Source organism: Actinoplanes derwentensis, assembly GCF_900104725.1.
GTDB classification, from domain to species: domain Bacteria; phylum Actinomycetota; class Actinomycetes; order Mycobacteriales; family Micromonosporaceae; genus Actinoplanes; species Actinoplanes derwentensis.
Genome location: NZ_LT629758.1, coordinates 9,569,461 through 9,583,460 on the forward strand (window position 1 = coordinate 9,569,461; position 14,000 = coordinate 9,583,460).

General features: G+C 70.8%; 14 protein-coding genes. 8 read left to right on the forward strand and 6 right to left on the reverse strand.

The genetic code is table 11. From position 1 onward, the window contains the following. Positions 1 to 57: 57 nt before the first annotated feature. Positions 58 to 1,056 (reverse strand): LacI family DNA-binding transcriptional regulator, encoded by a 999-nt coding sequence (locus BLU81_RS42750; protein ID WP_092554824.1) that lies wholly within the window; start codon positions 1,054 to 1,056, stop codon positions 58 to 60. Between the two features lie 111 nt (positions 1,057 to 1,167). Next, positions 1,168 to 2,031 carry an NAD-dependent protein deacetylase gene (locus BLU81_RS42755; RefSeq protein WP_092554826.1) on the reverse strand — a complete coding sequence of 288 codons (864 nt, stop codon included), beginning with the start codon at positions 2,029 to 2,031 and terminating at the stop codon, positions 1,168 to 1,170. A gap of 108 nt (positions 2,032 to 2,139) precedes the next feature. Here BLU81_RS42755 and BLU81_RS49385 point away from each other — a divergent pair, with 108 nt between their 5' ends. The 3 genes from BLU81_RS49385 (at position 2,140) to BLU81_RS42770 (ending at position 4,410) form a co-directional block, all read left to right on the forward strand. Next, the gene (locus BLU81_RS49385) at positions 2,140 to 2,499 is read left to right on the forward strand and encodes a hypothetical protein (protein WP_172890732.1); all 360 of its coding nucleotides are present in this window, start codon (positions 2,140 to 2,142) and stop codon (positions 2,497 to 2,499) included. Positions 2,500 to 2,556: 57 nt separating this feature from the next. Next, positions 2,557 to 3,258, forward strand: a complete 702-nt coding sequence (locus BLU81_RS42765) for a hypothetical protein (protein ID WP_092554828.1) — start codon at positions 2,557 to 2,559, stop codon at positions 3,256 to 3,258. A gap of 96 nt (positions 3,259 to 3,354) precedes the next feature. Next, positions 3,355 to 4,410 (forward strand): App1 family protein, encoded by a 1,056-nt coding sequence (locus BLU81_RS42770; RefSeq protein WP_092554830.1) that lies wholly within the window; start codon positions 3,355 to 3,357, stop codon positions 4,408 to 4,410. A gap of 55 nt (positions 4,411 to 4,465) precedes the next feature. Here BLU81_RS42770 and BLU81_RS49390 read toward each other — a convergent pair whose 3' ends face one another. Next, positions 4,466 to 4,639 carry a hypothetical protein gene (locus BLU81_RS49390; RefSeq protein WP_172890733.1) on the reverse strand — a complete coding sequence of 58 codons (174 nt, stop codon included), beginning with the start codon at positions 4,637 to 4,639 and terminating at the stop codon, positions 4,466 to 4,468. An 18-nt stretch (positions 4,640 to 4,657) separates the two neighbouring features. Here BLU81_RS49390 and BLU81_RS42775 point away from each other — a divergent pair, with 18 nt between their 5' ends. After that, on the forward strand, positions 4,658 to 5,311 hold the full coding sequence (locus BLU81_RS42775) for a hypothetical protein (protein ID WP_092554832.1): 654 nt from the start codon (positions 4,658 to 4,660) through the stop codon (positions 5,309 to 5,311). Positions 5,312 to 5,417: 106 nt separating this feature from the next. Here BLU81_RS42775 and BLU81_RS42780 read toward each other — a convergent pair whose 3' ends face one another. Next, positions 5,418 to 7,067 (reverse strand): DEAD/DEAH box helicase, encoded by a 1,650-nt coding sequence (locus tag BLU81_RS42780; RefSeq protein ID WP_092554834.1) that lies wholly within the window; start codon positions 7,065 to 7,067, stop codon positions 5,418 to 5,420. Between the two features lie 267 nt (positions 7,068 to 7,334). Here BLU81_RS42780 and BLU81_RS42785 point away from each other — a divergent pair, with 267 nt between their 5' ends. Further along, a complete protein-coding gene (locus tag BLU81_RS42785; RefSeq protein WP_092554836.1) occupies positions 7,335 to 8,189 on the forward strand; it encodes a sigma-70 family RNA polymerase sigma factor in 855 nt (284 codons plus the stop codon). A 55-nt stretch (positions 8,190 to 8,244) separates the two neighbouring features. Here BLU81_RS42785 and BLU81_RS42790 read toward each other — a convergent pair whose 3' ends face one another. Next, a complete protein-coding gene (locus BLU81_RS42790; protein WP_092554838.1) occupies positions 8,245 to 8,760 on the reverse strand; it encodes a hypothetical protein in 516 nt (171 codons plus the stop codon). Positions 8,761 to 8,948: 188 nt separating this feature from the next. On the opposite strand from BLU81_RS42790, the gene BLU81_RS42795 reads away from it, so the two are divergent. Continuing rightward, complete coding sequence (locus BLU81_RS42795) at positions 8,949 to 11,291, forward strand: HelD family protein (protein WP_092554840.1); 2,343 nt, start codon at positions 8,949 to 8,951, stop codon at positions 11,289 to 11,291. Positions 11,292 to 11,410: 119 nt separating this feature from the next. Further along, positions 11,411 to 12,238: a GNAT family N-acetyltransferase gene (locus tag BLU81_RS42800; RefSeq protein ID WP_197686040.1), complete on the forward strand. Its 828-nt coding sequence runs from the start codon at positions 11,411 to 11,413 to the stop codon at positions 12,236 to 12,238. Positions 12,239 to 12,317: 79 nt separating this feature from the next. Here the strand turns inward: BLU81_RS42800 and BLU81_RS42805 are convergent, their stop codons facing one another. Further along, positions 12,318 to 13,244, reverse strand: coding sequence for a sigma-70 family RNA polymerase sigma factor (locus BLU81_RS42805; RefSeq protein ID WP_092554844.1), 927 nt, complete (start codon positions 13,242 to 13,244; stop codon positions 12,318 to 12,320). Positions 13,245 to 13,449: 205 nt separating this feature from the next. Between BLU81_RS42805 and BLU81_RS42810 the strand changes: the two genes are divergently transcribed. Continuing rightward, entirely contained in the window at positions 13,450 to 13,947 is a 498-nt protein-coding gene (locus BLU81_RS42810; protein WP_092554846.1) for a DUF456 domain-containing protein, read from the forward strand. Positions 13,948 to 14,000 lie beyond the last annotated feature (53 nt).

Below are 14,000 nucleotides of genomic sequence, written 5' to 3' on the forward strand. Positions count from 1 at the left end.
TGATGTCAAGGTGCGGACGGTAAACGATCCCGGAACCACAGCGCACCGCGTTTATGCCTAGCTGGTGGACTCGCGGACGGTGAACGTCGCCGGGATGATCGTCGGGCGGTTCGGCAGCGGGGTGCCCTCGAAGTGGGCGAGCAGAGTCCGGGCCGCCGCCTCACCCATCTCGCGCATGGGCTGGTGGACCGTGGTCAGCGGCGGCTGGGTGTGCGCGGCCATCGAGATGTCGTCGAAACCGACGACCGCGACGTCCTCCGGAATGCGCCGGCCGGACTCCGTCAGAGCCTGCATCGCACCGGCCGCGGAGAGGTCGTTGTGGCAGAAGACGGCGTCGAACTCCACGCCGTCCGCGATCGCCCGCTGGATCGCCGCGGTGCCGCAGTCGAAGGTGAAGTCGCCGAGCAGCACCCGGTCCTCGGTGATCGGGTGACCGGCGTCGGCGTAGACCGCGGCGAACCCGTCCCGGCGCTGCTGCGTGCAGCCGAACCGGGACGGGCCGGTGATCATGAGCGGCTGGTGCCGGCCGAGTTCGACCAGGTGCCGGGCGGCTTCACCGGCCCCGGTGTGGTTGGTGGTGCCGATGCTCGGGATCTGCCCGGCGACCTGGTCACGGTCGTCGATCAGGACCATCGGCAGGCCCCGCGAGTGCAGGGTGACGATGTAGTCGATGGTGCCCTCCGGCTCGATCGCCAGCAGCCCGTCGAACGATTTCGCCGCTACCTGGGCATTGAACTGCCGCATCGAGTCGGCGCCGCGGTTGGCGGTGAAGAGCAACAGGCCGTACTCCTCGGCCTCGAGGACGTCGACCGCGCCTTGCACCACCTCACTCATCCACGGCCAGGTGAGCGAGGGGACCAGCATGGCGACCACCCGGGTGCGCCCGCGGGCCAGATTGACCGCGCGGGCATTTGGCACGTAGCCGAGTTCGTCGATGACCGCGCGGACCCGGGCGGCCGTCGATTCGTCCAGTTCACCCTTGCCGTTGAGAACCCGGGACACCGTGGTCTTACTGACCTTGGCCTGGGCCGCCACGTCAGCGATGGTGATGGCCACACTCGCTCCTCATGTTTCCGGCAGTGTTGCCGGTGAGTTTCGGAACCGGTTTCGGTACCGGTTTCGGCAGTCAACATCAGTGAGGGTCGTCACGTCAACGGATCGAGCGACCTATTTCGATCTCAAGACGGTAACCGGGCTGTCGACAACGGATGCGCCGAGATTCGGCAGGACCACCCCGAGCGGGGCGTCGATCATCAGATCCGCGTACGGTTCGCCCCGGCTGACGCCCCGGTTCACGATCGCCACCCGGATCCCGTCCCGGACCGCCCGCAGCACGAAACGGCGCCCCGACATCACCGTCAGCGACGAACCCAGGACCAGCAGCGAGCGCGCCCCGGCCACCGTCGCGAACGCCCGGGACACCCGGTCCGGCGGCACCGTCTCGCCGAAATAGACCACGTCCGGTTTCAGCATCCCGCCGCACGACCGGCAGTCCACCACGGTGAACCCGGCCTCCTCGGTCTCGTCCAGCTCCACGTCACCGTCCGGGTTCACCGACGTCGCCACCGCGGCGAACCCCGGGTTCGCCGCCGTCAGCCGCTCCTCCAGCTCGGCCCGGCCGGTCAGGTCACCACAGCCCAGGCAGACGATCCGGGCCAGATTGCCGTGCAGTTCGATCACGTCCCGGGCACCGGCCTCCTGATGCAGCCCGTCCACGTTCTGTGTGATCACCCCGGCGAGCAGACCCTGCTCCTGGAGGCGGGCCACCGCGCGATGCCCCGCGTTGGGCCGGGCGTCGCCGATCGTCCGCCAGCCCAGGTGACTGCGCGCCCAGTAGCGCCGCCGGGCCAGCGGATCGCCGGTGAAGCTCTGATAGGTCATCGGCGAACCGCGGCGGGCCGAACCCGACGGGCCCCGGTAGTCGGGGATGCCCGAATCGGTTGAGAGGCCGGCACCGCTGAGCACGGCCACGCCACCCTCGGCGACCCACTCGTCCAGCCGCGCCACCTGCTCCACCACCTGAAGGTCCATCCCTCCATCGTCCCTCGCCGCGGCCACCGGCCGGATCGCCGCCGGATGTCCCCGAAAGAGTGGTCGCGACGCGTTCGTCCGACGGGCTGAGCAGGGCGTACGAGTAGGTTGACAGCTGTGATCGCGGTGGCGCAGCCGGTAGCACGTCCTGGGGACGGGCAGCGGCTCCTGCGTTTCCTGACCAGCCTCGCGATGCTGGCACTCGCCGTCACCCTGCGACTTCCCGGTCCTGCTCCGGCGGTCGAGGCCGCTCCCGCCGCAGCCCCGGTCGCCGTCACGGCCGCACCGGTCGCTCCGGCCGCCGATGTCGCGCCCGTCGCCGTCGCCCCGGCCGCCGATGTCGCGCCGGTCGCCGCCGCTCCGGCCGACTTCACGCCGGCCGCTGTGGTCGCCGTGACGTTCACCACTCGTCTCCGCACCGGTGTTATTCCCGGAACCCACGGCTCCCGGGCGCCCCCGGCCCTCTGACGGGCCCACCCGTGGGCCCCGCCAACCGGCCGTAGATCCACTTTCTGGGGGTACACCATGGAATACGTACTGCAGACCTTCTTCGGCGCGGTGCCGCAGGCCACCGCGATCTGGCTGATCATCCTGCTCGCGCTGGGCATCGCCGTCGCCGCGGCGGCCCTGCCCCGCGGCATCCGGGCACCCCGGATCCCCGACGACGAGAACCGGTTCGCCGCCACCCTGGAAGCCGCCGCGATCGAGGCCGCCGAGGCCGCCGGGCGGCGCCGCACCGAATGGGCCGCCGCGCAGGACGCCGTCGACGGGGCCTGGGACGCCTACGAAGAAGCCTCCGACGCGGCCCGCCGGACCGGGTCGGCCACCGCGTTCCCGCTGATGAGCCGCCGCCGCCGACCCGGCGAGAACGTCGACCGCCAGCGCTACCTGCACCGGGCCGCCACCGAACTGTGCCGCTCGCAGAACCTGTCGATCGCCCAGCTCAACGACGTCTACGCGCACCGCGGCTGGAACCCCCGCCTGCACCCCGTGCAGCAGGAGGCCGAACTGCGCAACGCGGTCCGGGAACACCGGTTCGCGGCGTACCGGAAAGCGGTCGAGAAGGAACGCGCCGCCTGGCGTGGCGCCGAAGCGGCGGCCGAGACCCTGCGTGGTCTGCGAACCGAAGCCGCCACCGCACGTTTGCGCGGCCCGGAAGCGGAAACCACGGATCAGCAGTGGTGGGCTGAACAGTGGGCACCCGCCGAACTCTCCGCGGCCGCCTGATGGCCAACTGAGAGCCGCTCACCGTTCCCAGCGGACCGTGACAACGGCCCGGTAACGTGGCCGGGCGGACGGCGGAACGGCAACGGCAAGGAGGCGATGGTGACGATTACTCCCGTGGGTGGATCCGCGCCGGGGGTCCGGATCCATCGGGCGGCCCTGATCGAGGACGCCGTGCACGAGATCGTCGAGCGCCGTCTGCGGGTGCGTGGCTGGAAGCCGTACATCACCGCGTACACCGGTTACGGCGCTCCCGGCTGGGCCCGGGTGATGGGCCGCGTGCTGCTGACCCGTCCCGGTTCGGCCCCCCGCCGCCGGGAGAAGGTCCGCGGCTGGCGCAGCTTCACCACCACCCCGGTGAGCAGTGCCCTGGTCCGCGTCGAACTCGGCAGCACCGTCACCGAGGCCCGCACCGACCGCAGCGGTTACCTCGACGTCATCGTCAAGGGTGACCTGGATCCCGGCTGGGGCAGCGCGAAACTCTCCACCGAGGGCACCGCCCCGGTCGACGCCCCGATCCGGGTGCTCGACCCGGCGGTCAAGTTCGGGGTGATCTCCGACATCGACGACACGGTGATGGTCACCACCCTGCCGCGGCCCCTGCTCGCCGCGTGGAACACGTTCGTGCTCGACGAGCACGCGCGCGCCGCGGTCCCCGGCATGGCGGTCCTCTACGAACGGCTGGTGCACGCCAATCCGGGCACCCCGGTCGTCTACCTCTCCACCGGCGCGTGGAACGTCGCACCCGCCCTGACCAGGTTCCTCAGCCGCCACCTCTACCCGGCCGGCCCGATCCTGCTGACCGATTGGGGTCCCACCCCGGACCGCTGGTTCCGCAGTGGCCAGGAGCACAAGCGCAAATCGCTGCAACGGCTCGCGCAGGAGTTCCCCGACGTCAAGTGGCTGCTCATCGGCGACGACGGGCAACACGACCAGGAGATCTACTCCGAGTTCGCCCGCGAGCACCCGGAGAACGTGGCCGCCGTCGCGATCCGGCGGCTCTCCCCGGCCCAGGCCGTGCTGGCCGGCGCGATCCCCGGCCCGTCGGAGACCGCCGAGGTCGTGCCCTCCGGAGGCAAGACCTGGTTCTCGGCCCCCGACGGCGCCGGGCTCTGGTCGCTACTGCGCGACACCGATCTCGTCGTGAAGAACTAGGGCCGTTGTCGAGTGGTTTTCTCGACGGCGGCCTTGCCGTTGATCTTCAACTGAATTAAGAATCGCCCAGCTCAGGCTTGACTGCCGACTCGGCTACCCGCTCGTGCAGTTTGCTCCGGATCTCCTCCGGGGAGTACGAACGGCGCTTGCGTTCCTGCCGGGCGATCACCGCCCCGGTCGCCGCCACGCCAGCCAGCCCTGCCAGTCCCGCTATCTTCCACCAACGCATCAGCCGAGAATAGAGCCCGTGGTTGCCGAACTAAGCCTCGACGAGGCCATCGACCTGACCCGTACGGGAGACATCTGGATCTTCCGGGGCCGCTCCGGCCCGGACCGAGCCATCCAGACCCTCACCAACAGCCCGGTGAACCATGTCGGCATGTCCCTCGTGATCGACGACATGCCACCGCTCATGTGGCACGCCGAACTGGGCAGATCCCTGCCGGACATGTGGTCCGGCGGGTTCCAGCGCGGCGTCCAGCTACACGACCTGCGCGACGCGGTCACCGTCTGGGCCCGCCGCTACGGCCAGCGCGGCTATCTGCGTCAACTGGACCCCGGCGTCACCCGGGCCATGGAGGACAAAGCGCTCAAGACAGTGGCCCGCCTCGACGGCACGCCGTTCCCCTCGACGTCCCAGCTCGCGTTGCGGTGGGCGCGCGGCCGGGTGCCCCAGATCCAGTTGCCCTGGAAGAAGGGCGACCGGGTCAGCGACGCCACCCTGGAGAAGGCGTACTGCGCCGAAGTGGTCGCCGTGACGTACGAGGACATGGGTCTGCTGCCCCGGGACCGCAAGGCCAACTGGTACGACCCGGGCCGGTTCTGGAGCGGTGACGAACTGGAACTGTGCCCCGGCTACCAGCTCGGTGACGAACTCGCGGTCCGGGTGCCCGAGGCCTGACCCCGGCCATCGAAAAGGCCGGTCACCGGAGATCCGGTGACCGGCCTGCTAGTTTCCGAACCGGCCCGCTCGTTGTCCGAACCGGCCAGCTGGTTCTTCGAACCGGTCAGCGACCGGTGCGCCGGCCGCCACCACGGGACGAGAACGCCGCCGCTCCGCCACCGGTGGACGACGAGCCGCCCGTGGTGGACCGTTGCTGGGGCGTACCAGATCGGGAAGAAGTGGCCGCACCCCGGGACTGCCCGGTGCCGCGCGCCTGACCGGCACCCCGCGCCTGGCCCGCGCCGCGACCGCGACCGCCGGCCGCCTGGCCCGCGCCCTGCTCCTGGCCGGTGCCCTGACCGCGACCGCCCCGGCGTCCCCGGCCACCGGCCGCGTCGGAGGCGGCGATGCCGGAGGACACACTGGAGAACAGCGGAACGTTCGCCTCCGCGCCGTTGGACGACGTGCCGGAAGCGCCGGCCTGCCCACGCCCGCGACGGGGACGCCGCGACCGGGACCGGCCGTCGCCCTCACCGGTGGACTCCGGCGACGCCGGGCGCGTCGAACCGGCCGGACGGGAGACCGGAGCCACCACGGGAGCCGGTGTGACGAAGGTCCGCTCGCCGGGAGCGAGCTCGGCGAGGAGCGCGTCACCGGGCCGGGTCCGGGTGGTGACCGGCCGGATGCCGGCCTTGCGGGTGAGATCCCGCACATCATGCTGCTGTTCGTCGGTCATCAGGGTGATCACGGTGCCGCGGGCACCGGCCCGGGCGGTCCGGCCGGACCGGTGCAGGTAGGCCTTGTGCTCGACCGGCGGGTCGGCGTGGATGACCAGGGCCACGTCGTCGACGTGGATGCCACGGGCGGCGATGTCGGTGGCGACCAGGGTGCCCGCGCTGCCGTCGGAGAAGGCCGACAGGTTGCGGTTACGGGCGTTCTGCGCCAGGTTGCCGTGCAGCTCGACAGCGGGAACACCGGCCGTGTTGAGCTGGCGGGTCAGCACCTTGGCACGCCGCTTGGTGCGGGTGAAGACCACCGAACGGCCGGGGGCCGACAGCAGCTCGACGAGGATGCCGAACCGGTCGTCCTCCCGGACGTGCAGCACGTGGTGGTCCATCTCGACCGGCGCCTGCGCGGCCGAGTCGACGTGGTGGGTGACCGGCTGGCGCATGAACTTCTGCACCAGCACGTCGACCCCGTTGTCCAGGGTGGCGGAGAAGAGCAGCCGCTGGCCGCCGACCGGGGTCTGCGACATGAGCCGCCGCACCACCGGGAGGAAGCCCAGGTCAGCCATGTGGTCGGCCTCGTCGAGCACGGTCACCTCGACCGCGTCGAGCGAGGCGTGGCCACCGCGGATGTGGTCGTCGAGCCGGCCGGGGCAGGCCACCAGCACGTCGACGCCGGCGCGCAGCGCCTTGATCTGCGGGTTGGGGCCGACACCGCCGAAGACGACGAGGGTCCGCAGCCCGGCCGCGTCGGCCAGCGGCTTCAGTGTCGCCTCGATCTGGGTGGCCAGCTCCCGGGTGGGCGCGAGGATCAGCGCCCGGGGACGGCCGGGTTGCGGCTTCCGTGCGGCGGCGGCGAGGCGGGCCACCAGCGGGATCACGAAGGCGTAGGTCTTGCCGGATCCGGTGCGCCCGCGCCCCAGAACGTCGCGGCCGGCCAGTGAGTCCGGCAGGGTCGCGGCCTGAATGGGGAACGGGCTGTCGATCCCGAGCCGGGTGAGTGCCGTGGTGAGGACGGCGGGCACGCCGAGCTCGGTGAAGGTCGTCATGAAGTTGGGAACTCCCAGTTTGTCGAGGTCGTCCTACCCGGCGCTGACCAAATACTCCCGGCTTAGGCGCGGTGCTGGTCAAAGCGCGTAGTGGTCGATCCGAGGGGCGGTCCGCGCATGAGGGAGACCGCTGCCGATCATTGTACCGGGAACAATCCGCAACCGCCCTGCACCCGAAGGCGAACCGAATCGCACTCAGCGCACCTCATCTTTTTCCTCAGCGCCGGACGACCCCCTGACCGGCTTGGTTTAAGAGGAGACCCCCTGATGAGCGCTGAGACACCTGCGATCGAGCGGCGTGGCGAGGACATCGTCCGGGCGAACATGCCGCTCGTCGGGCACCTGGTCCGGGAGATGCTGGCCCGGGTTCCCTCGCACGTGAACCGGGACGATCTGTTGTCAGCAGGTTACGCCGCGCTGGTGGCGGCCGCCCGGGGATTCGACCCGGAGCGCGGAGTGCCGTTCCCGCGGTTCGCGGCGGCCCGGGTGCGCGGTGCCCTGCTGGACGAGTTGCGCGGCCTGGACTGGGCGAGCCGGTCGGTGCGGCAGCGGGCCCGGCGCACCGACTCGGCCCGCGAGGAGCTGATGGCCACCCTGGGCCGGACGCCGACCGTGCAGGAGGTCGCGGACAAACTCGGCTGCACCGTCGAGGACATCGAGCACGGCGAGGGCGACGTGCACCGGGCGACCGTCTTCAGCCTGCAGGGGTTCGCGACGGCGACCGCCGACGACATCGTCACCGAACCGGGCGCCGGCCCGGAGGAGATGCTGCTGCGCCGGGAACGATTCGGCTATCTGCGGCACGCGGTGGAGTCGCTGCCGGAGCGGCTGCGGGTGGTGGTGCGCGGCTACTTCTTCGACGAGCGGCCGATGGCCCAGATCGCGGCGGAACTGGGAGTCAGCGAGTCCCGGGTGTCGCAGCTGCGGGCCGAGGCGCTGGTCCTGCTCCGGGACGGGATGAACACCCACCTGGACCCGGCGCTGGCGGCCGAGGCCCCGCCGAAGGACGGCTGTGTGGCCCGGCGGCGGTCGGCCTACTACGACAAGATCGCCAGCCGGGGCACCATGCAGACCCGCCTGGCCATGACCAGCCCGGACGGCCTGCCGCTGGTGGCCGCCTGAACAGTGGGATCAGTGGGCCGGGGCCCGTCGCGATGCGCGGCGGGCCCCCGGGCTTTCAGGCGTTGGCGCAGGTGCCGGCCTTCTTCTGCGCGGCGATCGCCTTCGCCGCGCCCAGCTTGTAGAGGGCCAGGCCTTCCTTGGCCGGCTCCAGCTTCCAGGCGTCCTGCTCGTAGACCATGGTGTACGACTGGGCCGCGACCAGCTGCTTGGCGATCACGATGGCCTTGTCGGTGCCTTCCAGCCGCGCGCTGCTGAGCTGGATCGCCAGGCCCTTGCGGGAGCACGCGGTGTTCAGCTTGACGTAGTCGTCCTTACTGATCGACTGCTTGCCGGCTGAGGTGTACATCTCCCACGCGCCGGCGAAGTCACCGCCGCTGAACCTGTCGAACACCGTCGCCGCGGCGTCCTTCGCGCCCTGGAGGGTCTTCGGCTCGGGGCCGCCTGCGACAGCCGCGGCGGCGTTACCGGCGGTCTGTTCGGGCTCGTCAGAACACGCGGCGGCGAAGGTGATGGTGGCGGCCGCGGCCAGAGCCAGGGCGCCGAGACGTCGAATCGGGTGGCGTGTGTCCATGCCCCGGTTAAAGTCGCGTGACGGCCGGGCGTAACGGCCCCGGCGTGTCGAGACGGGTTCCGGACACTTGCGCCCCGGGCCGTAACCCGCCGCGGCTCGGCTATTCTGGTCGTTTGCCGATTACTGCTGCGGCACGAAAAATGGCAACCATAAGAATGGTTGCCATGGGATAAATCAAGAACGCCGGAATGATAGCACGAAAAGGGGCGACTTTGTCAAGCTCGAACGCCGAGATCGATTCTGAACAGGCGTACTTGACCACGCTCTACCAGCGGCTGGATCAATTGCGTGAGCAGGCCGACAGCCGGTTGCGGGCGATCCTGCTGGAAGCGGGCGGCACTCCGCAGGGCCGGGCCCAGCGGGAGGCGACCCGCAGCCACTACGCCGAACAGCTGGCACAGTTCAACTCCGTGGAGAACGGCCTCCTCTTCGGCCGGCTCGACTTCACCGCCGGAAACCCCCGCTACATCGGCCGGATCGGGCTCTTCGCCGAAGACCGCGACCAGGACCCCCTTCTGGTGGACTGGCGTGCCCCGGCGGCCCGGCCGTTCTACCTGGCGACCGCGGTCAGCCCCGAGGGTGTGACCCGGCGGCGGCACCTGCGCACCCGCGGCCGGATCCTCACCGGCATCGACGACGAGACACTCGACATCGAGGCCGGTGACGGCAGCGGGCGTGAGGACGTCACCGGTGAGGCCGCTCTGCTCTCCGCGCTGACCGCGAACCGGACCGGCCGGATGCGCGACATCGTCGAGACCATCCAGGCCGAACAGGACGAGGTGATCCGCTCCGGGCTGCCCGGAGTGCTGGTCGTCCAGGGCGGGCCGGGCACCGGCAAGACGGCGGTGGCCCTGCACCGGGCCGCCTACCTGCTCTACACCTACCGCGAACAGCTCACCCGCACCGGTGTGCTGATCCTCGGACCGAACACCACCTTCCTGCGCTACATCTCCCAGGTGCTGCCGTCGCTGGCGGAGACCGGTGTGCTGCTGGCCACCCTCGGCGACATGTTCCCGGGACTGCGCGCGCACGCCGCCGAACCGCCGTCGGTCGCCGCGGTCAAAGGCGGGCTCGACATGCTCGACGCGCTGGAGAACGCGGTCGCCGACCGGCAGACCTTGCCCGACGACTTCGTCGAAGTCGACCACGACGGCTACCCGCTGCGCATCGACCACGACGTGCTGCTGGCTGCCCGGACCGTGGCCCGCCGCGCCGGCCGCCCGCACAACGTGGCCCGGCAGCTCTTCGTCACCGAGGCGATCCACCAGCTCTCCCTCCAGATCGCCGACCGGATCGGCGCCGACCCGCTCGGTGGCGACAACCTGCTGTCCGAAGCCGATCTCGCCGAGACCCGCCGGGAACTACGTGAGGACGCCGACGTACAACAGGTGCTTTTCGATTTCTGGCCCGTCCTCACCCCGCGTCAGGTGCTGCGCGACCTGCTCAGCGACGCCGACCGCCTCGAATCGGCCGGCCTGCCGCCGACGTTGCTGCGGGACCGGTCGGCCGGCTGGGCCCCGGCGGACGTCCCGCTCCTGGACGAGCTGGCCGAACTGCTCGGCGTCGACGACACGCTCAAAGTCCGTGAGCAGCAACGGCAGAGAGAAGCGGCGATCGAGTACGCCGAGGGAGTCCTGGAGATCGTCGACGGCTCCCGGTCGCTGGACTTCGAGGACGAGGGCAGTGAGAAGGACGAGATCCTGTCCGCTCTGGACGTGGTCGACGCCGGAGCGTTCGTCGAGCGGCACGAGGTGACCGACACCCGGACCGCCGCGGAACGGGCGGCCGCCGATCGTACCTGGGTGTTCGGTCATGTGATCGTCGACGAGGCGCAGGAACTGTCGCCGATGGCGTGGCGGCTCCTGATGCGCCGGTGCCCGAGCCGGTCGATCACCGCGGTCGGGGATGTCGCGCAGACCTCGGAGCTGGCCGGGACCACCACCTGGGAGCAGGTCTTCGAGCCGTACGTGGCGCAGCGGTGGCGGATGGTCGAACTGAGCGTCAACTACCGCACACCGGCCGAGGTGATGGCGGTCGCGGCCGACGTGCTGGCCGCCGTGGATCCGGCGTTGCGGCCGCCGCGTTCGGTGCGGTCGTCCGGCGTGGCTCCGTGGGCGCGGCGGGTGTCGTCACCCGGTCACACCGCTCACGCTGCTGACACCGGTCACGCCGCTCTTGCCGCGGAATTGATCGCGGAGGTGCGTAAGGAGGCCGCGTTGATCGAGGAGGGCCGGCTCGGGGTGCTGGTGCCGGAGAGCCTGGAGTCCGTGCTCGGGCCGGAGCTGGTGGCGGCGGTGCCGGGTGCCGCGGTGGGGGAGCAGCCCGACCTGCTCAACCATGTGGTCCTGATGACCGTTCGTCAGGCGAAGGGCCTGGAGTTCGACTCGGTCCTGGTGGTGGCTCCCGACGAGATCATCGCCGAGTCTCCCCGCGGACTGTCCGATCTGTATGTGGCGGTCACCCGGGCCACCCGCCGCCTGGGCGTCCTGCACACCGCCGACCTGCCGAAGGTTCTGTCGGCCCTCGCCTGACCGCGTGTAGGGCCGGGGTCTGATCCGCGCCTCGGCCCGGCACGCCGGTAGTGCTGGGCGTGTCGGGTGTGTCTGGTATGTGGGCTTAAGGTCGGTTAGTGGCTGAGTTCAAGGTGTCTGTGGCTAGCGCGGACGAGGTACGGCTGATCGCCGGATGGGTGGCGGCCGAGGGCTGGTATCCGGGGGACGGCGACGAGACGATCCTGCATGTCGCGGATCCGGGCGGGTTTCTCGTCGGGCGGCTGGACGGGCAGCCCATCACGTCGATCTCCGCGGTACGGCAGGGCAGTGAGCGCGGATTCCTCGGGCTGCACCTGACGATCCCGGAGTTCCGCGGGCAGGGGTACGGGCAGCGGATCTGGCAGGCCGGGATGAGTCGCCTGACCGGCCGGGTCGTCGGTCTCGACGGGACGGTCGCCCAACAGGAGAACTTTCGGAAGTCCGGGTTCCGGGACGCCTGGCTGACCGTTCGTTATCAGGGCGAACTGAGCGGGGCGCAGCGGACCGCCGGCCTGGAGATCGCCGACGCCCGCAGTGTCGGGTTCGACGAGCTGGCCCGGTACGACCGGCGGTTCTTCCCGGCCGAACGGGACGCCTTCCTCTCCCTGTGGATCACCACGTCCGGGCGGCGGGCGGTGGTGGCCCGGCGGGCCGGTTCGGTGGTCGGGTTCGCGGTACGGCGGCCGGCCGGGGACGTGGACCGGATCGGGCCGCTCTTCGCCGACTCACCGGAGATCGCCGAGAGTCTGCTGGCGGCGCTGGCCGAGTCGGTCGGCGGAGCGGTTCCGGTGCTGCTCGACGTGCCGTCGGTGAACCGGCCGGCGAACGAACTGGCCGAGCGGGCCGGGCTCAAGGAGTCCTCACGGACGACGCGGATGTACACCGGTGACGCTCCGGAGACCGGCCGCGCCGGGATCTACGGAGTGACCACGCTCGAACTGGGCTGACCGGCCGCCTGGCGTCTGTCGGCGACAGGCCCGTGGCCCGGGCGTCTGGTGACGCCCGGGCCACGGGCCTGGAGCGGGATCAGGCGGCAGCGGCGGCCGTCTTGCGGCCGTTGCCGAACGCGGTGTGACCGTGCGCGTTGGTCATCGCCAGGCGGCTGCGCATGGTGGTGTTGCTGGCGATGTTGGCGTAGTAGCTGGCTCGGCGACGGGCCGTGATGCTCTCCGGGTTGTCCGGGATCGGCGCCATCTCCGGGTTGAGGTGGGTGTTGAGGCCGTCCTTGAGCAGCGACAGCGCCTCGGCGCGCAGCTGCGAGACGCGCGACTCGGTGACCCCGAGGTCGTCGGCGATCTCGGCCATCGGGCGCTCGTGCAGGAAGTACTCGGTCACGACGGTCGCCAGGCGCTCCGGCAACGAGCTGATCGCGTGGTGCAGGTAACCGATCTGCTCCCGGCGCAGCAGCATCTCCTCCGGGCCGGGCTCACGCTCGGTGACCAGGTCGTCGGCGCTGCTGGTGGTGAAACCCTGCAGCGACAGTACGGTGGCGCGCTGCACGTCGGTGTCGGTCTGGTGCAGGTCGGTCGTGGTGGTACCGAGGGCCTGGGCCAGCTCCTCCGGCGTGGGCGTGCGGCCCAGCGTGGTGGTGAGCTGCTGACGGGTGACGTCGGTGTTGCGGGCCTTGGACCGCACCGAGCGGGTCGCCCAGTCCAGCGCGCGCAGCTCGTCGAGCAGAGCGCCGCGGATCCGGGTGCCGGCGAAGCGGTGGAACGGGACGCCGCGCTGCGGGTCCCAGCCGCGGGCGGCGGTGACCAGGGCGTGCAGGCCGGCGCTGGTCAGGTCGTCGCGGTGGATGTGGTTGGGGATCCGGCTCAACATGTCCCGCACCAGGTGGCCGACCAGCGGCATGTGCTGGCGGATCAGGTCCTCCTGCTCCCGCACGGTGAGCACCGGCGTGGCGGAGGCGGTGTCGGCGATGAGGTCGGCAGCGGTCATCACGGTGCTGGTCATGTTGTTTCCCCCGGTTGTTCGTCGGCGCCCCTGGCTGGGTGGGCACCGGCTGACAGGAGAAAGATTCAGCTCCGGAGGGTGCGGGTTCTGGTCACGCACAGTTGCGTACCGGTTGCTTCGGCCGGAGGTCTCCGGCGATGGTCTTCCATCGGCGGCGGCGAGGGCCGCTTGAGACTTCTTGCGCGAGTGCGGCAAGGTGTGCCGCATGGAACTGAGCGACACCGGTACGGCGGTCACCCTTCTCTCCGGCCTGGTGATCCTGACCGGGGTGATCGGCGTGCTGATGCCGGTGATCCCGGGCCTCGTGCTGACCTGGGTGGGCGTGCTGCTCTGGGCGCTGCTCGGCGACGGCTCCGGCGGGTCACGGGCGCTGGTCGCGATCCTGGCCACGGTGGTCTTCGGCATCGGGATCGTGGTCAAGTTCCTGTGGCCGGGCAAGAAACTGCGCAACACCGTTCCGACCTCGGCGCTGCTGGCCGGTGGAGTGCTGGGCCTGATCGGCTTCTTCGTGGTGCCGGTGATCGGCCTGGTGCTCGGCTTCGTGCTCGGCGTGTGGCTGGTCGAGCTGAACCGCCTCGGCATGGAGCGGGCCTGGCCCTCGACCCGTTCAGCGATCGGCGCGGTCGGGCTCTCCCTGCTGGTGGAGCTGGCGTCGGCCCTGCTGATCGCGGTGATCTGGCTCTTCGGCCTGGCCTTCGCCTAACCGTCGATGAGCCCGGCTGTCAGTGAGCCCGGCTGTCAGTCAGCCAGGTCGTC